Source organism: Bdellovibrionales bacterium (assembly GCA_016716765.1).
Classification (GTDB): Bacteria; Bdellovibrionota; Bdellovibrionia; order Bdellovibrionales; family UBA1609; genus JADJVA01.
On the sequence record JADJVA010000005.1, the window covers coordinates 135,632 to 158,260 of the forward strand.

Consider the following 22,629-nt stretch of genomic DNA (forward strand, 5'->3'; position numbering starts at 1 on the left):
TTTTTGAGTCACTCAATACGAGAAATATCTGAGCTCATTATTTTAATGAGACAAGATCCATGAGTTGCGCAAAGGCCTTTGCAAATTCTGCAGACAGAAGAATGAGCTGACCATCCTGATTTTTTCCATCGAACATAAACACTTGTGTATTGTATTGAGATTGCTCAATAGAAAAACTTTCCTTGTTTGAGAAAGTAATTTTTAGCTTCGGCAGAAACTCAAAATGAGACATATATTCATTGTCTATCGCCTGGGTGATTTCGAGTTGGCAAAACAGACTCAACCAATTCTCTATTTTGTTAGTGAGCAGTTTTTCATTATTGGCATTGGCTTGATAACCAGATAGTTTCCAGCTCCCATTTGAGTTGACGAGAATTTTCTTCCTGGCCGGATCGGCCAGGAACTCAAACTTGCTTGGGCGGGATTTGCACCAACTGTATTCGCGTGGAAAAAAGGTGTTGGTTCCGTTGTACATCAATAATAAATGTGATGGTATCAATTGAGTTCCGTATCCCTTCATCGAACCATCAATCCACTTTAGTGATGTTCCTTTCCAACCCGCTCTCCAAACCTGAGAATCGCTGAATTGAATCGTAAATACTGATTCATAATCTGTATCTGATGGCAGCTTTTCAAAATGGATTTGCGCAAGCAGATTCAAAATTCCTTGAATCCTCTGCGGATAAACCTCCGGTTGCCAGACCCCATCGCGATCTTGACGATGGAATTCCTTAATAAAAGTCCCCTTTTGATATTTGAGATTGAGCACGGAGTCAGGATGAAAGCTCGGTCGCAATTGGAGATAGCTCGCATCCACTTTGGGTTGCTGACTTTTGTTACTTGCGCCAAAATATTTGTAACCAAACAAAAACGAAAGAGCAATGAATAGGACTGTGAGAATCGCTCCAATAGAAATGACAAGTACCTTTTTCTTAAGGATCTTCTTCTGTCCTCTTTGAATCTCATTTTTCATATTTGCTTCTTTATCATAACGAGAGTCACGTCATCTATTAAGGGGGATTTCTTTCTGAATTCACTCATGATATCAACAATTTTATTTACACAAACTCTAACGGCGGTGCTTGATTTGACTCCCTCTAGGAACGCTTGGGTGAAGCGCCTCTCTCCCCAGGGCTCACCCTCAGGATTTGTCAGGTCATATATCCCATCAGTGTAGAGTGTCAGAATATCCCCTTTGACAAGAGACAAAGTCTTTTGTTCATAGACAGTTTTCAGATCACGACCTAAAGCGTGAATTGGCCCATCTGACAAAATCGAAATATTCTTCTTTGCAATGGATTTGGCTTCTCCATTGACGAGAAGTCCGGGTTCATGTCCCGCATTTGCATAGACCATTTCTCCGGAGGGGAGATGGACTCGAAGCAAAAAGAGAGTCATGGTGATTTGCGCTTTTGCAGTGTCATTGATGGCGAGGTTGAGAAAATGAAGAATTCTATTTGGTTCAAGAATCCGATTTCTTAGCACCACGGAGATCGCCGCGCGAGAGGCGCTGGTAATGAGGGCTGCCGAAGCCCCATGACCAGTGGCATCTCCTACTCCCACAAATAGATAATCTTCAATTTTCTCATGAAACCAAAAATCTCCTCCGCATTCAGAGCAAGGCTCAGAAAAGGAATAGAGTGCAATTGTGTCTGAAATCCACTCTGGGTTCGGAAAGATTGTCTGTTGAACTGTTTGTGCGGTTTTTAGCTCGGCTTCCATCCTTCCCAGGTCTCGGGTATCGGAAAGGAGTTTTTTCATCTTTTGGACCATTTCTAAAAATTTCTCACCCAACTGATAAATTTCATCACGAGTTTGAATACGAATAGTTACAGCAAAATCTCCCTTGGAAAATGAGTCGGCTGCCAGGAGAAGCTGACGAAGGGCTTTGGTCAGCCTTCGGGAGAGAGTGATTCCAATGGCAATCGTGATACACTGAACGATGACAAACAAAAGAATAATTCTGCTTTCAATGAGTTTAACTGGCTCAAGGGCTAGGCGTTTGAGAGTCAGATTGGAGGTAAATATATTAAGGTCTCCAACTCGACTGAAAGAAACAATATGTGGATCTAACCCATTCTGGCTAAAAAGAAAGGAGCCGCTTCTTCCGGGGTTTGCTGCGATATTCTGCGCAATTTGAGTCGTGGTTTCCAAGTTCATTTGGAAACTTGCAAATAGGGGCTTGCCGAGATGATTAAACCAGAAGGAGTGGGTGACCAGCTGGCCGGGATACATTCGACTCAAATCAGATATATCAATGTTTGCCCTTCCTACGACTGCAAAATCCGGATTATTTTTGATGAATGGGGTTTGAAACCACATACTAACTGATTCAGGATTCCCATTTGACTGAAACACGGGACCCTTAGCAGTTTCCAGTTCATTCAGTGCCCTAGATGCGACTGCATTGATCTGTTCCTGAGTTTCCTGAGGCGCTGTATCGGCTGAAATTGTTCCCCGCGCAGAGAGAATGCGACGGACATTTTTACTTTCTTTGCCCACATAAAATAAATCGATCGCGCGAAGAGGAGACTCTCCCATTATTTTGACAAATTTTCCTTCTAAAGTCTTAATCTCACCGGTTTCTAAAGAACTGTGATTCTCCATTGTCTTGTTGATCTGGAGAGAGACCTTCTGAATCAGGGAATGTGTCATTTCTGATTGGAGGCGCGTTTGAGTCAGAGAAGCATCGAAGATATAGGCGAGCCGATCCTCATAGAAGGACCTTAAAGTAACAAAGACGAGAAAAGCCAAGCCCAAACAAGGTATCAACATAATGGAAAATAGAATCTTTGTTCGCAAGGAGAAATTCATACAAGAAATTTATCGACACAATGGGGAATATGGTTGAGTCAGCTTTACGCAGCTAATGTACGCCTGTACCTTGATCGAGTTCAAATTGCGCAACGCAAATTTTCACATTTATTGAAATATGCTACAGCCAAGATTGCTCGACCTTTGGTTCGACCAGAGGTGACGAGGGTTCACTGACCCTGTTAAATTGGGTCTTCAGCTTCATTCTCAAGCATTGGCTGTCTTCAGCGTTTAAGTAAAACACAACTTTGGAGTACTCGACAAAAAGGTAACAGAGAAAGGATTTGAAATCGTCTAATTTCAGGCCGAGTGGAATGGGACCAAAATGTGGAATCAGATCGACATTCGAATAAATTTCATGACAGGTCAGACGAGTTTTGACCCACCTGAGATCGTCGAGGTGAGCAATCAAATGGTCCTTTTTTTCGCTTTTGGCAAAATTGGCAATGATAAGTGTTTTGTGCGTTTGGGGACCCATGGACTGAATCAGCAAATCCAAGCTCTGCAAATCGCTTTGAACCACTGTCGTTGGAGGTCTGACCTGAAATTCAGCCGAAAGGCTCGATTTAATCAATTCATGTTGGTCAATGAAATCTGTTCCCTTAGCCAAGCTTCCAGAAAGTGAATGGAACTTGTTTGGTCCTATCTCAAGCATCATTCGGGCGGGAGTGGGGGCGGGAGCAGAAGGAACTGTCACGGTGTTGGCTTCTGCGTTTGAAGCCTCGATGGATGGGATCCCCTTTTGACTGAGTCCAAAATATTCAAAAATTATCCGGATCAAATAAACAACAGAACCAAGAAAGCCTATTGCTAATAGTATAAAACCCAACTGCTGTTGTGAGTGGTAAAAAAATATGCAAAGGTACAACGTCAAAAATGAAATGAGAGTAATGCAAAGAAGTTCAAGCCTCAACAACATGATAAAATATTACCACAGAAAATTGAATTTAGAATCGCATTTCAATAATTAACAAATAATTTACAAAACAGTGTGTTCAGAATAGTTCCGACGATTAGCCAGGTTGCTGCCACAGACGATGATCTTTCATAAAAACGGAGACACTTCAGTCTAGCAGCTCAAAATTTCGCCCTTGATTGAGGGCTTGCGCAACAGACTCTTGGGTGAAAACAAGGACCTCGAACTCGCCCAAAGTCGCATCCTTTCCATCTTGAAGCTCCCACTGATATCGGCCCTGGCCTGATGGCAGCAGAAAGAGTTTGATCGCTGGAGATTGATTTGGATCAAATTCCCACTTCGATAAACTCAACTTGTCTTTGATCAGGCTAAGTTTGCAACTCGATAGGCATTTGGACTTTGGCAGAAGAAGTATTTCACCGCGACTTCTCAGAAAAAAGAGTTGATCGTTCGGAGGGTAGGGAGTTGGGATATCAAATGGAAGGTCGCTGCTGTCCAATTTGTTACTGTCTATTTGCTTTGCAACAAGGTCTTTCTTCGAAGGAATGGTGGTGGGGGATTTGTCAGTTGAAGCCGTATTACTTTTGCCCTTTGAATTGTCTAGATCCTTTTTTTCAGGCTTGGAGCCCATGTTTAATTTTGAGTTCTCGATTGAATACGTCACGCCATTGAGTTTAACTTTTGGGTGACCCTTGATACCGGCCACAAAGGGGATCTCGTTGCCCTTCTTACTGATCCAAAACTGATCACCTTGTTGACCAAAAACCTCAATTTCCTGCTCGTCCACATCGAAAAGAAGACGATCGTTCTCAGCGAAGGTTCCAGTGAGCTCTCCGTCCCCAAGAAAGATTTTGGAAAAACGACCACGCTTGCCGACAATTAGGAGTGACAGCTGATTGACGCGAATGATGGATCCACCTTGAAGTTGAATATCCACACTTGCTTGCTGTTGCGTAAAGAGCGTATCCCCGTTGTTAATATTTCCACCTTTTGGCAAATTGAAATACGTCAAAGACCCAGAGTACCTTCTTTTTGAGACGTTTGTATTTCTTAGCGCGATGCCAACCTTTTCTCGTTGTATGGCCTCTCTGACTCTTGGTTCGAGCACTATGTCTTCATATTTTATGTAAAGAAAGCTGAATAGAATAACGATAGTGGCAAGAAGAGCCAAAACGGAAATCTCAAATATTTGTTTTGCTTTGACGGCAGTAATAGCAACTCCTTCCCCTCATTGTTTTTATCGGCAGTGAAGCGTCAAACTATAACTGAGCCTTGGTCTTGCGAGTGGGCCTTCGATCAGTCTAGCACAGAAAAGGTCCAATTTTAGATTCTGTCTAAAAATGAGCAATCAAAGAGCCGATCAGAATCGGTATCTGCAATGTTCAATGATTTGTTGCATGGAAGAAACATGAGATGAGTTCAATATTGAAGAAAAATTCACATTTGAAAGAGTCGTGGAATGAATTCACGATTGCTCTATTTCTTTTGGCAGTCATGGCTGGGCAGTCCTGTTCAACAGGAGAATTGGTGATTTCCACCACTCCTCCGCAAGCCGACATAAGGGCTAGGACCGGATCAGGTCAGAATTACGAGTCTATCGGAAAGTCGCCTTTAAGGATCTCTGGCAAAGAACTCTCTGGTCGGCTCGGTGGTGATGGACCCATTCAGATTGAAATTTCTAAGGAAGGATTCGCTCAGAAGGAAATCATTGTTTCTGAATCTCCTCGAAATTTCGACATCAATTTTTCGATTGAACTGAAAGAGCCGAGCAAGGATCAAGATGAAAGTCGGCCAATCAATCAAACAGTCGATAGCCTGTTTGAAGTCCAGCGTCTTGTAAAGGTGGGACGACTTGAGGATGCTCTGGAAATGATTAAACTTCTGCAAGCAAGTCAGCCAAATATTGCCGCGGTTCACGAGATGCAAGGGGGAATATTTTTCATCCAGAAGGATATTCCAAAAGCCCTGGATGCATACACAAAGGCTGTGAGGCTAAATCCGGAGAACTCAGAGACCCTGAATATGAAGCGCTACTTAGAAAATTTGACAAAGACCAACGAAGCTAACACTTCGAATTCGATAGAATAAAGAGGAGAGTTGAAAGTGAGTGAATCGAATGACAATGAAATATCCGAACTTGGAGGTTTCCGAAGAAGAACCACTCCATCTTGGATTATGGCCTCCATTTGTCTTGGATTTTTCTCTGCTTGTACTTTCAGTCTTCACGCCATGGAAAACAGTAGCATTGAGTCCTACAGATTTGCCTATGAGAAGCGATTGGAAGATCGCTTTCGAAAGAACCTAGACTCGATATTGGTAGGAACATCTTACGCTCTCGAAGTGGATGTGATCTTGAAATCTTCTGAAATAATTGACAAATTGATTCACCCGCCTGAGCAGACGGATTCGAAAAAAGAAGTAAACGATCGTGATCAAGATTTCACAGAGAATCCGCTGGCAAATTTCTCTGATCGCGCCCCAGAGGCAGATGAGTATGTGCTCCCCTTAACAAAGCTAGGAATGTGGCAAGTAAAAAACGGACCACTCAACAAAAATCTGACCCGGGCGAATGATCTTGAGAGCGGTAAGGGAGAGAGGGCCTTTAATTTTAGGGACCTTCTGGCCACGATTGAATTGCGATTGATGTTGGACCAGTCAGTGAGCGCCGAACAAGAAAGGGCCGCTCGAAAAATTTTGCGAGACTTTTCTGATTCCTCAGTGCGGCCGCGTGTCAATGTTCGAGTGAGTAAAATTGCCTTTTTGAAGGTTCAAAAGGATGAAAAGAGCGAGAAGCTGGAACGAGAACCTGGAAGTGCAGAGAAGGACAAAAGTGAGAATGACAAGAATGAGCCGCAAGAGACGCTTTCGGATAAGCTGATGCTGCTAAAATTGCCTTTGGCAATTGTATTTTGCGCTCTTATATTTCTTTTGGCCATTTTTCTCGCTTCGAGAAGTTATCAAAGTATCGAAACAAAACGCTTAAATCTCCTCTCTGAGCAGTCTAAACGCGAAGAGACCATGCTAAGAGCAACTTATAATAAGGAAGAAGAAGCAGCGGTTGTCAAAAAAGCAGAGGTTCAAAATCCAGAAATGACTGACCGACTTCATTTGGAGGTTTTGGGCAAGTTCAAGGAAGTGATGGTATCCAGACCGGAATTGACGAGTTTGCTGGTTAAGAAATGGATTCGCTTCCAATCTGATGGAGCTGCCGATGCGCTCAATTTTATTTCAAGAAATATTGATGTATCTCAGATTGCCCTGTTGCTTCAGAGCTTAACTGATGAAGAAAGAAGCCTATGGAGTTTACAACTATTATCTGATGATTCTGAAAGTGGCAAAGTGAAGGCATTGAGATTCATTGAAAGAGAGTTGTTTTCGAATATGTTAGCCCCTGAAGAAAACATAGATCCGTCTGTGAAAGCAGTTCTATACAGTGTGACATTGGCAGAGGCGATCGAATGCATTCGTCGCGATGTCTCTCTTGGTGCAACTTTGATCACTTTTATGCAATCTGCACAAATTGCTCGTATTATTGATCATTTGAGTCCAGAAGTGGTCACACAACTGTCTGCGAGGGGTATCCAACTCTCAAAAGCCAAAATGCTCGATAGTGTAGGAAAGTTGTATCTCTTGGTTATGCAGGTAAGAAAAGAACAACAGATAGTGTCTCCCTTCGTTGGGAAAATCCCGGCTCTGATGTCAGAGATGAGCTTGGATAAGGAGCGGTCTCTATTTATTGCGTACGCGAGTCAAAATGGTTTGGAAGAGATCAAATCGCTCGCTCTGCAATATTTTCCTGCTGAGCTAATTTTTTCTCTGCCGACCGATTTGCTTCGTCGGTCCCTCGATCAAATGTCAATTTCAAGTCGGGCCGAATTGATTGCCGCATCTGATGAAGTCCATGCCGATAAGCTTCTTGAATTATTTGGTGGGGGCAAAACGAGAGAGATATTGGAGGAGGAGCTGACTGTTATCAGAGAGCAGGACAATCGGATGAGAGAGTTGAAGAGAAACGGAAAAGTGTATTTGAAAAATTTCGTTGTGCAAACGCGTGCTTTGATTACTCAGAGCTCTGAGTACGAAGAGCAGATCAGCAAAATACTTGATCGATGGGCCCTCGCTATTCAGACAGAAGCACAGGGGGTCATTCGTGCGGCTTAGGTTGGTCAATAATTGGGTCCTGATTGTATTTGGTTTCATATCCATTTTGAACTGGAATCAGGCGGTTGCCAATGACTTAACCTATAACTTGCGAATGGGTATGGTGAATGGAACTTTTGGAGGGGCCGAAACCGGTGAGTTTAGCGTGGTAACTGGGGTGGATGCCGAGGCGGAGTATGCAGATGATGCTCGACATTCCTTGATCGTCAGGTCAATTATTACGGTCGAACCGGAGACCTCCATTATTCGATATATGTACGCGGGTTTAGGAAGCAAATATTACTTTCTTTCTCGCTCGAGGGACTATGAACTCCGATCTGGCTTTGACAAGGTCAACGTCGCAACGAGGAATAAGTACTATCTTGGTTGGGAGTTTGGGGCGGCTCAGTTAACAATTGATCAATTGACCAGTTCTCTCAGTATTCAGTCAACCTTGTTAGAAGGTGGTATTACAGCTGGATGGACTCACAAGTTGAGTACAAATATCGGAATGCAGGTCAATGGATCCTTTTCTCGAGGATTTGGAATTTCAACGGTCGCAGTCAACGGTACGGTTGTCAAGTTTACGATTGGCTTAACCATCAATTGAGGTTGTCATGAATATTTATTCGATATTATCCTTTACGCTTGCGGCCCTTGTTTTCGTGGTTGGCGTTGCTACCTCGACAGATAATAGTCGAAGTTTTTTGGATCCCCATGCCGCTCTTATCGTATTGGGTGGGACCGTTGCGGTAACTGCGATTTCGTTTCAAATGGATCGAATATTTCTCATGTTAAAGGTATTTTATCTCCGGGTAATTCGTGGAAAAAAAATCGCCTACTCTGTTGTCATTCAGGATTTAATCAGAGTTTCAGAAGTGTACCGTAAAAATCCAGCCGAATTGCAGGGGCTTCGGGCACGACTCAGTGATCCCTTTTTGAGGGAGTCAATTGATGTATTGATTGAGGATTTCTTGAGCCCAGATGAAATTTATCACCTGCTCAGTTTGAGGGCCAGAACCATTTTCATTCGATATTCGGAGGACGCAAGGAAGTTTAAGGCCATTGGCAAGTTTCCACCCGCTATGGGATTGATGGGTGCGGTGTTAGGAATGATTGCTCTGTTGCAGACACTTGGGAAGCCGGGAGCTGAAGAAAATGTGGGTCCCGCCATGTCTGTTGCCCTGGTTGCCACTCTTTACGGAATAGCCGTTGCCAACTTGATCATACTGCCCATAGGTGAAAATCTGGCCGATGGCGCCCGTGAGATTCATCTTAAAAATCGAATTATTGTGGAAGGAATTAAGCTCATTCTTGAGAAGAAAAATCGGATTCTGTTTGCGGAGCAGTTGAATTCATTTCTATTGCCGCAGGAACGGGTGGATTGGAAGGCGGTGAGTCGATCAGCCTAGCCATAATGAGTGACAATTGGAATTTTTAGGTGAGATGAATCTATTTTGAAGGTGTTGATATTGGAAAAGAATAGTTTTGAAGAGGATGATTTTGAAGGCCTCAGTCATGAGGGCGAATCCGAAGGAGATGAGATTTGGTTGATTTCCTATTCGGATTTGATGACACTTTTGTTTGGTTTTTTTGTTCTCTTGTATGTCTTTGCTAAAGCCGATCAATCCTCTAAGGAAGAGATGAAAGAGGGCATTTCAAAGAGTTTTGCAGGAAGTTATGTTCCACCTGATAATGAAGTCGCAGATGAGATTAAGAAATTAGCCGAAAAAATAAAGGACATCCCTGGCTTGGGCCAAATAGAAGTCACTCAGCCGGAGGATGGCTTGGAAATAACATTTCGGAGCGCTTTGCTCTTTCCACAAGGAAGAGCCACCATGCTTGATAACGCAAAGCACTCAATGAAGGTTCTGGTCGATATTGTCAGGACCAATGTTCAAGGCGCTGAAATCATGGTTGCTGGACACACCGATGATTCCCCAATTAAGACGGTCGTGTATCCATCCAACTGGGAGTTGAGTGCTGCAAGAGCGGCCACAGTCGTAAAAGAATTCGAGGCGAGTCATTATCCTTCTCACTTACTTGTGGCAATGGGCTATGGGGAGTCGAGGCCGGCCTACGTGAATCGAAATAGTGCGGGGGAGCCTATTGCAAAAAATCAAGAAAAAAACCGTCGTGTGGTGATCAAGGTTGTTTCTCCAGGAGTGACCAAGCAGCCTTCCCCTATCATGAAGAAGAGTAACGAAAAAATCCAGAAGTCGTCAAATCCCCGCCCGCCGGCCCCTCGATCAATATGCCTGGGAAGTAAATACGTCCTTGGTATTCCAGAAATTTCAAGCCTCGCATTTGAGGGTTTTCAAATGAGGTTCAATGCGGTACTGCTTTCGAGAGCGGCGCTCGCTCAAGATTTTTTTAACAGAGAGATGCAGAGCGAAGATCTCAAATGTATCTTTTGAAAGGCGTTAATTCATGAAAATTGCTTTCTTTGATTGTCACGGATTTGAAAAGTCCAGTTTTATGGCAGAAAATGAAAGACTCAGAGAGAAACATGACCTAACCTATTTTGAAGCGCGTTTGACTGAGACCTCCGCGACTCTGGCAGCAGGTTATCCTTGTGTCTGTGCCTTTGTGAATGATCGTTTGAACAGAGGAACTCTCCAGGCGGTTTCAAAAGGGGGGACTCGATTGATTGCCTTGAGATCGGCTGGATTCAATCACGTTGACCTTGAGGCAGCTCGCGATTTTGGTCTTCGGGTCGTGCGGGTGCCAGAATATTCGCCATATGCGGTTGCTGAGCATGCTGTGGCGCTGATTTTGTCTCTCAACAGAAAAATTCATCGGGCCTACAATCGAGTGAGAGAGGGCAATTTTTCGCTCGAAGGATTGGTTGGATTTGATATGTATAAGAAGTCTGTTGGTATCATTGGTACGGGCCGTATTGGTTCGGTGATGGCAAAGATCATGAGTGGATTTGGTTGCGAAGTGCTTGCCTATGATCAGAACAAAAATGCTGATCTTCTAGAAATGGGTGTTCAGTATTTGGATCTTGATGAGGTCTTGAAAAGGTCTGATATCATTTCCTTGCATGTTCCATTGACTCCAAAGACACGGCATGTTTTGAATGAAAAATCTTTTTCTTTGATGAAGCAGGGCGTGATGGTCATCAATACGAGTCGTGGCGCATTGGTTGACACTCCAGCGCTGGTTCAGTTTTTAAAATCTGGACACATTGGCTATGCGGGTCTTGACGTTTATGAGGAAGAAGAAGGAGTCTTTTTTAAGAACCTGTCGGATCAGATTCTTCAAGATGATCAACTGGCCCGTTTGTTGACCTTTCCCAATGCACTTCTAACCTCCCACCAAGCTTTTTTAACAGAAGAGGCCCTTGCCAATATTGCGCAGACAACTCTTCAAAATATCAGTGACTTTGAGGCGGGAGGGGAGCTCTTCAACGAAGTTAGCCTTGAGAGTCATGTTATAAAGTAGCGGCAAGGGTTAGGGATGGGGCAATTGCGTCTTCCTCTCTTCAGCTGGAGAGTCCTTTAGCTCAAGTGTAGGTCCACTTTTGTTTGCAAATGATATGACTATCTTATAGTTAAATCTATTGCCTTTTGATTCGAAAGCCTTTTTGATTCTGCTAGAATCAATGTTCAATATTGATCCTGCAAGGCCGGATTCAACACCTAATATTTGTATATTAAGACCATTGAGAAATTCGCCCAATTTTTCTCGCTCATCCGGGTTTTCAGATTTGAGATATTCTTTGTTGGTTTGCCCGTATTCAGAAAGAAGAGAATTCGCGGCCAGCTTGTTTCGATAATTTGTGTATTGCGCAATCGAATTATCTAGAGCCTGAGGGAGTTCATCAATTTGTCCGGAAAAATCAAAAACAAGAGCTTCTAATTTTACAAACTCTTTTCTTTTAGGTGAGGGGACTCTTTTGAAACAGATTCTATCTGTTCGATTTTTTGCTTTTTCAACGGTTCCCTCGAGACCTTTGCCATACAAATTTTGGTACTGGTGGGCGGAGGATAAAGTTCCGATGGCCTCCGCGAGAGGGTAAACATAGGCAAGCTCATAAGCGGGGATCACAAGTGCTTTCTGATTCCCCTGTTGGTCAAGAAGTGAAATAAATCTGTCTTTTTCTCCTTCGATTTGTTTGTCTTTGCTTAAGTCAGCGGCAATTAAACACTCAGTTTTTGAGTCGATGTGGATTGATCGATCAGCTTTTAGCCAGTTTTTGTTTAAAGCCTCGTTTATATCGGAAGGAAGTTCGCCCAGTCTTAGGTTAAGAGCCTCTTCGGCGATGGCCACAGAGGAGATTTTGTCCATTGTTCTCGCTTTTGATGAGTAAACGAAATCAACAAAGGCTTCGAGACGTTCAGTTGAAGTCATAAAGCCAAGCTGTTCAAGAAAAATATACAGTGATACTTTTGCCTGCTCCAGGCTAGACAGGCGAACGTAGAGGTGATTATCGACGAGGTAGGAATTTGTAATATCGCTCCACATAAACAAGCGACTTGCTTTCGAGGCTTTCAATTCTTCTGGGAGGGGCAATGGATCGTCATAAAGTTCGATATATTTAATAGGGTAGTTCTCCTTCTGAAATTCATCCATCAATTTTTTTGCTAGAATGGGATGGAATTCGGAAATTCGATCCAGGGCACTTATGATCGTCTCTTCCTTCACAGAGGGATTATTTAATAACTCTGAGGACCGCTTGAATTGGGGCTCAGTCGAGGACGGCGAGTTTGCGTGAAGAATTTTGCCGAGGACACCGAACTTTATGGAATTGCCCTCAATCAAAACAATACCTTCGTTGGTTGACATCATCTGGCGTTTCGCGGATGCATCAAATGCAAGGGCCATTCCGACGACAAGGAGGATGGATATCTTATTCATATATTTTCCTTCATTCCAGCAGGGATAGATTGATTTAAAAGGAGAGATTTGCAGCTTTTAACAAGGCGACCAGTCCATGAGGTCAGAGGGCTTCTAAAATGAAACATCCCCACCACTGATTTCAGCGCGGCTTCACCTCTGGCAGATAGGTTATTCATTCGATTTGCAAAGGACTCAAATGCCTGATTGGGACCCCAGTGAATGAGCGCGGCTGTGCCTCCATAGAGAACGGCTAGTCCAATAATTGGGAGGCTCGGTTGATAAATGACAACATTGCCTATGGCTATGGGGTCAAAGTGAACGAGATCCAGCATTTTCACTCCAAATAGATCGAGTTTGGACAACACTGGTCCTAACAAAAATAATGGGAAGCCCACCCATGCCGAGGCTTTTCTACTCAAATTGTGACTTTTTGCAGCTCCGAGCCAATAACCTGGAAATTTCGCTATTCCATTGACTAAGACTTCTATATTTCCTTGTAGAGTGAGAAGAGAATGGGCGGAGCCGACTGCTCCGCCCAGAGCTCTCCAGACATAAGACATAAATGTGGAGTGTGCAAAGCGAATTGCAATTTCGTTCCATGAGTGGCGATCTTCAAAATTAAATTGATGGCGTGTCTGAGTATTGCGAAAACGCCCTACAATATTATCATAAGTCCGAATATGGGTCGCAAAAATTAACTCATAAAAGGTAATTCCAGCCGTCATGGCTGAAGCGACCCAAGGGCTCACTCCATCAAGGGAAAGCCAGATGCTTCCGGCAATCAGTCCGTTCGAAGCGGCGAGAGTCACACCTTGGTATAGCTCTCCCTTGGTGGGACGGGAATAAACTGATTTCCACCAAGACTCCAGCCCCGTCGGTACTTTTGCCTCACTCGCTACCTGGGCAGCAAGCCTCACTTTTAAGTCCTCCAGTTTTGAATCTGCTGATGGCAAGGTTTGGAGATCCGAGCGAAAATCACCATTGCCGGTTGATATAGCGACGGATTGAGCTTCTGGCACCACAATCTGATAGTGGATACTCTGATTGCTCAAACGATTGAGAAAGTCGATCTCATGAGGCTTAAGTTTTTTAGAGGTAGAGAACACGTACACTCCAGGGGAGTGACCTATTACAGTCCGCGCTCTTTCAATCGCCTCCCGCAGATAGATTATCTCTTGATGAGGCATCAAAGACTGTTTCGACATTTCTGCCTTGATTTGGATAGAGCTGTCTGCTGTACCGGATCCTAGAGAGTAGGCGATGGCGGATTCTTGCGCCGTTGCACCAGTTGCGCAGAAAGCGGAGGAAATGAGAAATAAAAAAGACAATTCTCTCATTTTCTGTATCCCGGCGGCTCTATGAGCCGCTCTCTTGGAGGCACGATTGTGTCCGAAGAAGAGCCATCAGATTTGATGGTGAATGCTTCAGCATCGTCCTGTGTTTGTTGGGACGGAGTTGGAGATGAGTGCTGATAATTGAGTACTTTCTTTACGAATTCGGAGGCCAGTTCTGGAGAATGAGAAAGTCGTGGCAGTTCGAGTTTCTGGGGCTGTGAGCTGCCTCTCAGATCAACAAAAAGTCCGGGAAAAAATCCAACGACCGAACCATTATTTTCCCCCTTTAAAATTTTCTCTTTCAATCGTGATTGCCTTTTTTCGATATAGTCCCGAAGATGTCCCTTGACCTTTGTGGTATCAAAAACCTGGATCGTCTCTTCTGAAGAATAATCAAATACGCAACGCACACCCTGGGGTCTTCCCCAGGCATCTTGGCAAAGTCCCCCTATTTGAAGTGCCTGAGTTATTTGGGCGTGGTCTGCGTCGTAGGAAAACCCACAAGAAAACATGGGAGAGCTGGAGTTTTGGTTTTGAGTTGCCTCTGGGTTGATGGCTAATTCAGGAAAGTTGCCCGTCATTCCGACAGTGCCACTGATATCTATCCCAAGTGCTTTAAAATCAGTGACAACAGCGGGCGCAGGAATAAAATATTTATAATTATCGTCATTGGAGGGCCTATTGACCCTTCCGCCAATATTGCTGGTTGGAACTCCTCGGAAGTCAAAGAGGCGATCAGAATAGTGAGTGGCATTTTTATTTTCATGGATGTTCAATGCCGCGAGGGTCCACTCTATTGGGGTCGGTAAGCGTCCGCCCTGCAATCTACAAAATTCAATAGCCTCCAATGGTTTCCTATTCTCAACTCCAAAATAGGCTGGGTAATCCAGATCCACTTTTTCATCAGGAAAGGATTTCCAGTCGCTTGAAATGAAAGAGGCCAACTCCGGAGGGTACTGGTTAAAGCAAGAGGTGCCTTCGCCTAGAACAGCTCGTTTATCTCGACAACTCGCCTCAAAGATTGAAATATAAAAAGGGCGTACTTCATACCCCGCAGGATCATCCGTTGCTGTCGGATCGACAAGTATTGAATTAAAGACATAATTGGATCCGCTCGGAACTTTCGTGGTCGATTCCGCAGCCTTGGCAATATCAAAGGAGGTGCCGAATTCGACGCAAATAAAAAACAAGATAAATGTATAATTTAAAATAATCATAAAATGTCCCTATTGGTTTAACTCGACGACTATGTCGTTTGCGGAAATGGATCGGTCATTCTCCGCCCGGCGAGTCTCATCTTTAGATTCCAATGTTTTTAGCAAAGCGAGGTTTCGAAAGACTTGGTTGCCCATGAAAGGTCGCACTTGAACGAGAAAGGCTTTGTTTCCTAAGACACAGAACTCAAGATCCCATTTCATATTTTTGTAACCATACTTTGAAGCCATTTGCTTTTGTATCCCATCACCCATTTTGGCGAGTTGTCTGGCGACATCTTCAGTAATAATAGGTTTGATAACTCCGGCAGAAACCTTCATAAGACCAGAGTGGGGCCAGGCCTTAAGCGCCCACTTCTCTTTTGCATTTGTTGTTCGGGCTGTTTGAACTCTCCCGGTAGTACGAGAAACTGTGACAACCTCGGGTGATTTCTCTCCATTGACCGTGGTGACGCCTATTCCTTCATTGGCCGCGATGTAAATCAAGTCACCGAAGTCTGTGGACTGAGGATCGCCCACGATCATAACTCCGGCCTTTTCAGAATTTATTCCCACTTGGATGAGAACAGAGGGGACGACATCCCAGGGATTTTCAATGAGTTCTTTGCGCCAGGAATAGGCCTTCTCTGTGAATGGAGACGCCCAAACGGATTTAATCGCCTCCATTACATTGTAGGCATGCTGTAAGTGCAAATCTTCCTGAGAAACTCGCTGTCCTGGGTTGATTGCTTGCACGTTTGGAACAGTGTCGTTGAGACCCGCGCCAACAAAGGTCGCAAGATCTTCCGCATTCGTATCGCTGCGAACAAAAACACCACGTTCATAAAAATCGACCTGGCCCTTAGGGGCTCGAGTGGTGAACTTGGTGATGATGTAGGATTCGAGTTCAGGAGCGAGCTTGATTCGGCTGATGGCTCGGCGAATCTTCAAAAAGACATCTCGGCGAAATTCGCTGGCTTCCTTTGAATCACCCTTTAGTCTGCTGTCAGCAAGTAAGGCCTTGATATAATCGTAGAGGCTGTACTCTTTTTTGGTTTTTGGGTCCAGGTATTTACGGTTGATATGATGCCAATAGACGCTAAACGGAAGTACGATTCCGCGCGGCACCGTATTGGTAAATAGTTGCGCCAACTCACCCTGTCCTTTGGCTTTTCCACCAGCAATCTTGTCGTCATAGCGAAGCGCATCTAGGGTGACGGGGTGAAAGACTTCCATAGTGGGCAATTGTAGTTTAATTTTCTCCTGAAATTTCACTTGATTGTACTTATGGTAGACCTCGGTTTCTGTTGTATTGACAATATCGAGATTCTTGATAGACGCTTCGCCATTTTCTAAAGTAAATAACAGAATCTGTTTTCCATTGACCTCACGTGCGATTTTTTCTAAAGTCGAAAATGGCATGTAAACGTTGGGAATTCCCAAATTTGATGTGATCAACTGCACATGTGAAATGAGTGAACCTGAATGCGAGATGATGATGCCAGCCACCTTATGAATTTGTGCTGAAGTCTTTCGAAGCAAGTAGATACCATTTGGATTCCAATAAAAATCAGGATCGTCGAGCTCAGATTCTGATGGATAATAAACGACACCTTTGGAGATTCCTTGGTTTAGGATTCTAAATGGCACGCTTAAATTTTCCTTATTAAGTGTAAATCGGATTCCTGAGGACTGGGCAATCTTCGAACTCAAATTAAGAAGAATATTTTCCATTGGTTGAATCGTACTCGATCTTAGGATCTCATCAACGACGAGTTCAGCTTCTGATTTTTCGACAAATTGGGTGTATTTTTCGATCAAGGGATTGAAGATATCCCTAATTCTTTGCTGGGCACTTCGTGTTTCGCTTTCAATAATGGAGACTGCAATATTGAACTGACTCGTCTGGATTTTGGTGGAAGCCATCAATTGAGCGATAGATTCTTCAAATTCGGCGATAGCCTCTGGCGAAGAGAGCCCTAATGAGACGTTTGCAGAGAAGTAGGATTTCAGTAGGCGGACAGTTTGCACGACAGTGAAGGGTATCCCATGTTTTGAAATCTGCTGTTGAAGCAAAAATCCCAGACTGAATATTTCCCTTTGGAGAAGTCGAGAAAGGTCGAAGAATTCGTAGATGCAATTGATCGTCCGATCAATTGCACAATCGGCAAAATCGGTCTGGTTGTTTCCTGTCTTTTCACCAATGGAGTGAATCTGTTCTGCGTTATGGATAGACTGCCGGCTCAATCCATCAAGTATATTCAAAGTTCTTTCAACGATTCCTTCAACTGTGGCTGGACTGGTGGCAGTTCGAAGGACTTCTTTGAGTTCACTTATTGATCTAAGTGTGGTTGACAGGCGTCTGAATTCCGCAGATGCTGTGTTGGATTCTAAATCGTAAGTAGTCAAAAACTCATTGACTCCCGCATCGCCAAAAAGGGTCAATAGATCTGCTAAGACTTGCTCCCCTCTTCGTTTGAATTCAGGGTTAGTCACCTTCGCTAGGTAATTGCGTACCTTTGTCGTCGTCCCATAACTCGGGTCCTGATGTATTTCGGCCCTGGTATCAAAAAATGTAGGATCAAGATCTGCGAGTTCAAGAGCTCCGATACGCAATCTATTGATAAGATCGTTGCTATTGCCGTGAGGGACAAGGCCGGTAAAGAGGTATCCTCTGAGTAAATAGTCTTGATGAACCGGAGATTGTTTGTACATTTTTGCCAGAATCAACTCAAGATTTCTGCTGTTTGTTCGAAAGCTGCTCTCAACATCGGATCGACCCATTGTTGTCCAGCTCAGAGGCAGCCAGGGCATTCCTTTTGGGCGAGCACGAAGAAATTCCTGGATATAAAGCTCTTCTACGTGGGAATTCAAATCTTCGCCTAACACAGAAACTTCTGGAGCGATGTTTGAAGTGTCGACGACGACTTTTAGTCCGAGGAATTTCATCCGATCAATTCCTTTACTGATGACAGAATTTTCAATCGATAGACCTTGGCCGTTTCTATTTCTTGTTTGTCCTGCCGAGAGCGAATTGAGATAAGCGGCCGTCATTTCTATGTTCAACTTTTGATCAGATGAGAGCTCAAGTGCGTGAATGTGATCCTCAGTTAAGAGCACAAAAATAAAAACAACAGCGAAATAAAAATTGAAACACGAGTGTCTTTTCATTTTAACTCCATCGAAATCTAAAGCAAAAGGGTCTTTCCTGAATCAATAAAATAGATCAATTCCAATTGTTCTTGACGATCATTTACTTGCTGCAATTGGCGCAAAACAATTCTGTTGAGCGATAAATCAATATAGCCTTCGTTCGCTTTCCAAGTGCGAATCAAATTGGAAGATTTCGTACCTTCCTTCATTTCGTATATTTTTAACTGACTCATGCCAAACGCGAGAATCGGAAACATTGAGGTTCTTTGCATTTGATCCGAAGACAACTCGATGCACTGATTGGCCTTGTTGCACCTGATGAACTTTGCTCCATTTATAAATTCAGTCGCACCTCTGGCTTGAATTGAAAATGCCATGAGGAAAATTCCAAATATCATTTTTAATTGGCGTCGCATTTTAAACCAAGCCTTCCTATTTCAGAGAGAAAATCTGTCGTTTTGCGATCTGGAAGTAGTATGTTCCAAGCCTCCTCGTCTACCTTCATGCCGTTGCCACAGGCATTGAAATTGATTGGTAGGAGCGATTTGATGTTTGAAGGGGGATTTTTTAAAAATGGTATGAGTTGGGCTTTTGTCGTGACAATTTGTCCGGTTTCGTTTTGTCCTCCCACGTAAAAAGAGCCACCATTGAGAATTTTCCAGGAGCTGGATAAGAGTTCACTCATAGAGATCTCGGTAATATTTGGCCGATCAATTGACTGAACCGTTTGGCTCCCATCAATACAAAAGATACCCATGCCAAAATATTGATTCGGCCTCACCGCCCGGTTTTGCGTAAATCCGCCATCAGGGCAGGAATGCCTTGTATTCGAAGTTAACCATGACAATGCTGAATAAAGGTCCACTCCCAATTCTTTGATTAAATGTAATTTTTGGCTTGATTTTAATATTCCGAACTCAGGAATGGAGTTAAAATATCGAACATATTCCTGATCTGACATTACTTTATCCAGCCGATGCCGACGTTGGTTTATGTTAAAGTATCCATTGAGTTGGTAGGAGGTGGTCAGCACCGTTTTTAATAGTTGATTGGTAATCAGAATGCGCAAAATTTCTAGGTCCACTCGATCTACTTGGACTGATTTTACCTCTAGAAGAGGGCACTCGTCCAATTGATAGATATTCTCTCCCAAAACCTTTACATCGCATAGACGCCAAAGCGCACTGGTGCCATCAAGCAATTTGCCTTGAAAAGGATTATCATCGACTTCTGCAACAAGCGACGGGATCGCCATGGAAAATTTTAGATCCATATTATTGGCGAGAAATCGTCTGACTTCCAGAAGTGATTGCTGGTGGGCCTCAGCAATTCTTTGAAAACCCAATTCGTTTTTGACGAGAGGGAGGGCGTCAGGATTTTCAGTCAAATAGCGAAACAGATTGCCCTTTCCAAATCGCTCTATTTCAGATTGGATTGTGCCGTAGTTATTAGTTCCTTTGTAGGTATCGATAATCGGCTTAATCCGAGCAAAGAATCCTTTAAAGGGGGTGTAAACAGAGACAAGGTGCTTGTAAAACTGTGCCTTTCGGTTTTTTTGATCAAATGACAGCGCCAAATCAAAAATTCTGTCTGCGTACATAAAGGAATAGGAGATCAGTAACTTCTCTCCCATTTCAGTTAACTTTTCAGATCTTTGTTGTGAATTGATTTCGCCGCGCAGGAAGGGGCGCACATCGACGATTTGTCTAGGGGTTGCAAGGGCGCCCGTGCCAACCGCAAAGCAACAAAATATAGCGAAGAACCGGTAAGGATTAAGCATGAGGAAACCTCTGTTATAGCGTTACAGTAGACTCAGCAAGGACTGTACCAAGGTACTCCTGTTATTTGTCTTATTCGTCGAGGATCTGGGGGAGACGGGAAAATAGGGGCGTCATTTCAGAAGGTTGGAGTCTCATCAGCAAGGCAAAAAGTTACTTTTTATAAGCGAGATGGGTGCTTCTATTCAGAACTGATTCTCAGCAGAATCTCAGATGAGCGGTCCTCTATAGGAAATACAAGTCGAGGGATCGAGTAATTATATGAAAAGAGGTTTTTTTTGAGCCTGACTGAAATATTAACAAGGTGACTCAATTTGCGGTTTCCAGTCCGGCCTTTGGTTTGGATACTGGTAGGCGTGCGGGCTGCCGAAGAAAGCCAGCTATTTTGCCTGAAACGCAATACGCCTTGGGGGGAGTTAAAGTATCCTCAGTCTTTATTTTTTAGATTATTATACTCAGCGGATTTCAAAAGTTCAGAAATTACTTGAGATCGGGTCATGTGACCTAAATCAAGAACATTCGTATAGGCATTTTCACCTCGTGGATCGGCGTCTCTTCTTAGAATTGAGCGATAAACGTGTTTAACCCATGCACGATTCTCCTTTTTGAAAACATTTGTTACGAATTCATTAGATTTGACAAATTCGAGTCACAAGTCTTCCCTTGATTGAGTTTTGCGATCGAGCTTTCCTTTGTGAAAGTCCAAACCACCCTTATCTGACTCTCGTCCGAGTAACCCCCGATATAAATTCTCCACGAAATCACTGTTTGAAAGAGTTTTTGAAATTTCCGAAGTCAAAATTGAAAAAAACTGAATTCTGACAGGTGTAGCGGCTGGCGGCGGTAAAATTGGTCCGATAGCTTCAGAGCGAATCTGGATCACAGTGTTGTCGGGTTTCTTAAAAAAATGGATGTTTGGATTTGTCGAGTTTCTTCTAGGATAATATTAAATGAGTTTGTTTTATCAATAAGATATCTATAATCGTTGCTGCTCTCCGCGCCATTGTTAAGATTTTTTATTGGACGTACAGCCAAAGAAATCGTCAGATCTTCGGCGTCTTTTAGAAGTTCAAATCCGGTGACGGAGGGGTTGTTAATCGTAATGAGCCCGTCGCCTTTGAAATAGATGGCCTTTCCTGAAAACAATGGAACCGACGGATTCTGAAAATCATTTTGAGGACAAATTCGATTCGTGCAATCAGAAAAATGCTCCTCCGCGTACTTGACTCCGCTATTCAGATTTGGAACAAAGAACTTACCCGAAACATCTGGAGTCACTCCGAGATCATAGTCGCCACCTTGATTGAGACCTTCTGACATTTCAAGATAAAGATCATAAAACCGTCGATTTGTCATCATACGATGAATGCTCGCTGATTCTGAGTAGGGATTCTTCACAACAATAGTTAAGTCAGTCAGCCCCAAGCGGTAGTTGCCACTTTTTTGTGGATCATTTTGAGAAATAATAAACGCTTTGTAGGTCAAATAAGGACCATTATCGACTGAACTCCCAGACTCGTCAGATCGAAAGGGGTTTTCCGTGTAGTTCGAATTCGGCATGAGAGCCAAGGCATTGAGATCCGAGGTTGGCAGGATCTCTTTGTCCTCAAATGCATTTGGATTGCTGAGACTGTTGCCTGCAACGGCCCATTCGTAAGGAGGTGAAAACGCCTCCTGCATTTTGGCAGCTACCTCGCCATCGTCCTTTGGAATAGACTTGCTTAACGACTCTGGGCGAAAAATTTTTGCTGCCCAACCGGACGTTGACTCACTGCCACCCCAATAGACGGCCTTACCACTTTCATTCATAATTGCAAAATAGGGGTGAGCAGAATAGAAGAAAAATCTCGCACCGGGCGTCCCCCCCGTGCGGGAGCTGAAAACATCCTTCAATGGAGAACCTTTCAGATCGGTTTCATAAATTACAAGATTTCCGTCTCCTTGAAAAGCAGCTAAACATCTCGTGCATTTTCCGTTTGTACCCGTTGCCCATTTAGCACCTCCTCCCTGGCCGTCCTGATAGAGAACTAAATTTCCGTCTCCCTGCATAACCAGAGTAAATCCAGAAAACTGAAGACTTTCTCCGGAATACAAAGCTCCGACTGCCACTTCTTTGATGGGACTGAGAGAACTTAAAGATGAGGGAACCCTAGATCGAACGATGGAAGTGCCAATAAAAACTCGACCATCCCAAAGCTATGGCCGTTGGCACTCACTGCAGGCAAACTAAAGTTGGGATTTCCGGGAAAACTTAAGCGTTCCACATCCACTAAATCACTAAAAAAGCCGTCACTTCCTCGTGGCATTCCGCTCGGGTTTCCCTGAGAGGATAAATCAATTGCTTTCATCTTGCCACAATTCTGAAAGGTCATCACACCAATGGCAACGACTGAGAGACCTCCGAAAGATGTTCAAATCTGAACAGATGTTCTTTTGACGAATATGGAGCAAGAACA

The 22,629-nt window shown here is 43.6% G+C and carries 19 protein-coding genes and 1 pseudogene; 6 read left to right on the forward strand and 14 right to left on the reverse strand.

Annotated features, from left to right (window positions below; genetic code table 11):
• Positions 1 to 37: 37 nt before the first annotated feature.
• From IPL83_03815 to IPL83_03830, 4 genes are all read right to left on the reverse strand, one after another.
• Positions 38 to 973 (reverse strand): hypothetical protein, encoded by a 936-nt coding sequence (locus IPL83_03815; protein ID MBK9038283.1) that lies wholly within the window; start codon positions 971 to 973, stop codon positions 38 to 40.
• Complete coding sequence (locus tag IPL83_03820) at positions 970 to 2,814, reverse strand: SpoIIE family protein phosphatase (GenBank protein ID MBK9038284.1); 1,845 nt, start codon at positions 2,812 to 2,814, stop codon at positions 970 to 972. The genes IPL83_03815 and IPL83_03820 overlap by 4 nt, the downstream gene beginning before the upstream one ends.
• Before the next feature lie 121 nt (positions 2,815 to 2,935).
• On the reverse strand, positions 2,936 to 3,733 hold the full coding sequence (locus IPL83_03825; GenBank protein MBK9038285.1) for a hypothetical protein: 798 nt from the start codon (positions 3,731 to 3,733) through the stop codon (positions 2,936 to 2,938).
• A 145-nt stretch (positions 3,734 to 3,878) separates the two neighbouring features.
• Positions 3,879 to 4,838, reverse strand: a complete 960-nt coding sequence (locus IPL83_03830; GenBank protein ID MBK9038286.1) for a hypothetical protein — start codon at positions 4,836 to 4,838, stop codon at positions 3,879 to 3,881.
• A gap of 305 nt (positions 4,839 to 5,143) precedes the next feature.
• Between IPL83_03830 and IPL83_03835 the strand changes: the two genes are divergently transcribed.
• The 6 genes from IPL83_03835 to IPL83_03860 are packed head-to-tail and all read left to right on the forward strand — an operon-like array spanning position 5,144 to position 11,317.
• Positions 5,144 to 5,818: a hypothetical protein gene (locus IPL83_03835; protein ID MBK9038287.1), complete on the forward strand. Its 675-nt coding sequence runs from the start codon at positions 5,144 to 5,146 to the stop codon at positions 5,816 to 5,818.
• A 15-nt stretch (positions 5,819 to 5,833) separates the two neighbouring features.
• Positions 5,834 to 7,891: a hypothetical protein gene (locus IPL83_03840; GenBank protein ID MBK9038288.1), complete on the forward strand. Its 2,058-nt coding sequence runs from the start codon at positions 5,834 to 5,836 to the stop codon at positions 7,889 to 7,891.
• Entirely contained in the window at positions 7,881 to 8,480 is a 600-nt protein-coding gene (locus IPL83_03845) for a hypothetical protein (protein ID MBK9038289.1), read from the forward strand. The genes IPL83_03840 and IPL83_03845 overlap by 11 nt, the downstream gene beginning before the upstream one ends.
• A 7-nt stretch (positions 8,481 to 8,487) precedes the next feature.
• Positions 8,488 to 9,282 (forward strand): MotA/TolQ/ExbB proton channel family protein, encoded by a 795-nt coding sequence (locus tag IPL83_03850; GenBank protein MBK9038290.1) that lies wholly within the window; start codon positions 8,488 to 8,490, stop codon positions 9,280 to 9,282.
• 45 nt (positions 9,283 to 9,327) lie between these two features.
• Positions 9,328 to 10,287, forward strand: a complete 960-nt coding sequence (locus IPL83_03855; protein ID MBK9038291.1) for an OmpA family protein — start codon at positions 9,328 to 9,330, stop codon at positions 10,285 to 10,287.
• A 13-nt stretch (positions 10,288 to 10,300) separates the two neighbouring features.
• Positions 10,301 to 11,317: a 2-hydroxyacid dehydrogenase gene (locus IPL83_03860; GenBank protein ID MBK9038292.1), complete on the forward strand. Its 1,017-nt coding sequence runs from the start codon at positions 10,301 to 10,303 to the stop codon at positions 11,315 to 11,317.
• A gap of 9 nt (positions 11,318 to 11,326) precedes the next feature.
• On the opposite strand, the gene IPL83_03865 is transcribed toward IPL83_03860, so the two are convergent.
• The 10 genes and pseudogenes from IPL83_03865 to IPL83_03910 all read right to left on the reverse strand — a co-directional run bounded on the left by IPL83_03865 (position 11,327) and on the right by IPL83_03910 (position 22,521).
• Positions 11,327 to 12,733 (reverse strand): hypothetical protein, encoded by a 1,407-nt coding sequence (locus IPL83_03865; GenBank protein MBK9038293.1) that lies wholly within the window; start codon positions 12,731 to 12,733, stop codon positions 11,327 to 11,329.
• Entirely contained in the window at positions 12,730 to 14,052 is a 1,323-nt protein-coding gene (locus IPL83_03870) for a hypothetical protein (GenBank protein ID MBK9038294.1), read from the reverse strand. The genes IPL83_03865 and IPL83_03870 overlap by 4 nt, the downstream gene beginning before the upstream one ends.
• Positions 14,049 to 15,266, reverse strand: coding sequence for an SUMF1/EgtB/PvdO family nonheme iron enzyme (locus IPL83_03875; GenBank protein MBK9038295.1), 1,218 nt, complete (start codon positions 15,264 to 15,266; stop codon positions 14,049 to 14,051). The genes IPL83_03870 and IPL83_03875 overlap by 4 nt, the downstream gene beginning before the upstream one ends.
• Before the next feature lie 9 nt (positions 15,267 to 15,275).
• The gene (locus IPL83_03880; protein ID MBK9038296.1) at positions 15,276 to 18,413 is read right to left on the reverse strand and encodes a hypothetical protein; all 3,138 of its coding nucleotides are present in this window, start codon (positions 18,411 to 18,413) and stop codon (positions 15,276 to 15,278) included.
• Between the two features lie 17 nt (positions 18,414 to 18,430).
• On the reverse strand, positions 18,431 to 18,772 hold the full coding sequence (locus IPL83_03885) for a hypothetical protein (protein MBK9038297.1): 342 nt from the start codon (positions 18,770 to 18,772) through the stop codon (positions 18,431 to 18,433).
• Positions 18,773 to 18,795: 23 nt separating this feature from the next.
• Entirely contained in the window at positions 18,796 to 20,175 is a 1,380-nt protein-coding gene (locus tag IPL83_03890) for a hypothetical protein (GenBank protein ID MBK9038298.1), read from the reverse strand.
• A gap of 425 nt (positions 20,176 to 20,600) precedes the next feature.
• Positions 20,601 to 20,816 (reverse strand): annotated as a pseudogene (locus IPL83_03895) (DUF4214 domain-containing protein).
• A 6-nt stretch (positions 20,817 to 20,822) separates the two neighbouring features.
• A complete protein-coding gene (locus tag IPL83_03900; GenBank protein ID MBK9038299.1) occupies positions 20,823 to 21,056 on the reverse strand; it encodes a DUF4214 domain-containing protein in 234 nt (77 codons plus the stop codon).
• Positions 21,053 to 22,267, reverse strand: a complete 1,215-nt coding sequence (locus tag IPL83_03905; GenBank protein MBK9038300.1) for a hypothetical protein — start codon at positions 22,265 to 22,267, stop codon at positions 21,053 to 21,055. Before IPL83_03905 ends, IPL83_03900 begins: the two co-directional genes overlap by 4 nt.
• A 38-nt stretch (positions 22,268 to 22,305) precedes the next feature.
• Entirely contained in the window at positions 22,306 to 22,521 is a 216-nt protein-coding gene (locus tag IPL83_03910; protein MBK9038301.1) for a hypothetical protein, read from the reverse strand.
• Between the last annotated feature and the right edge of the window lie 108 nt (positions 22,522 to 22,629).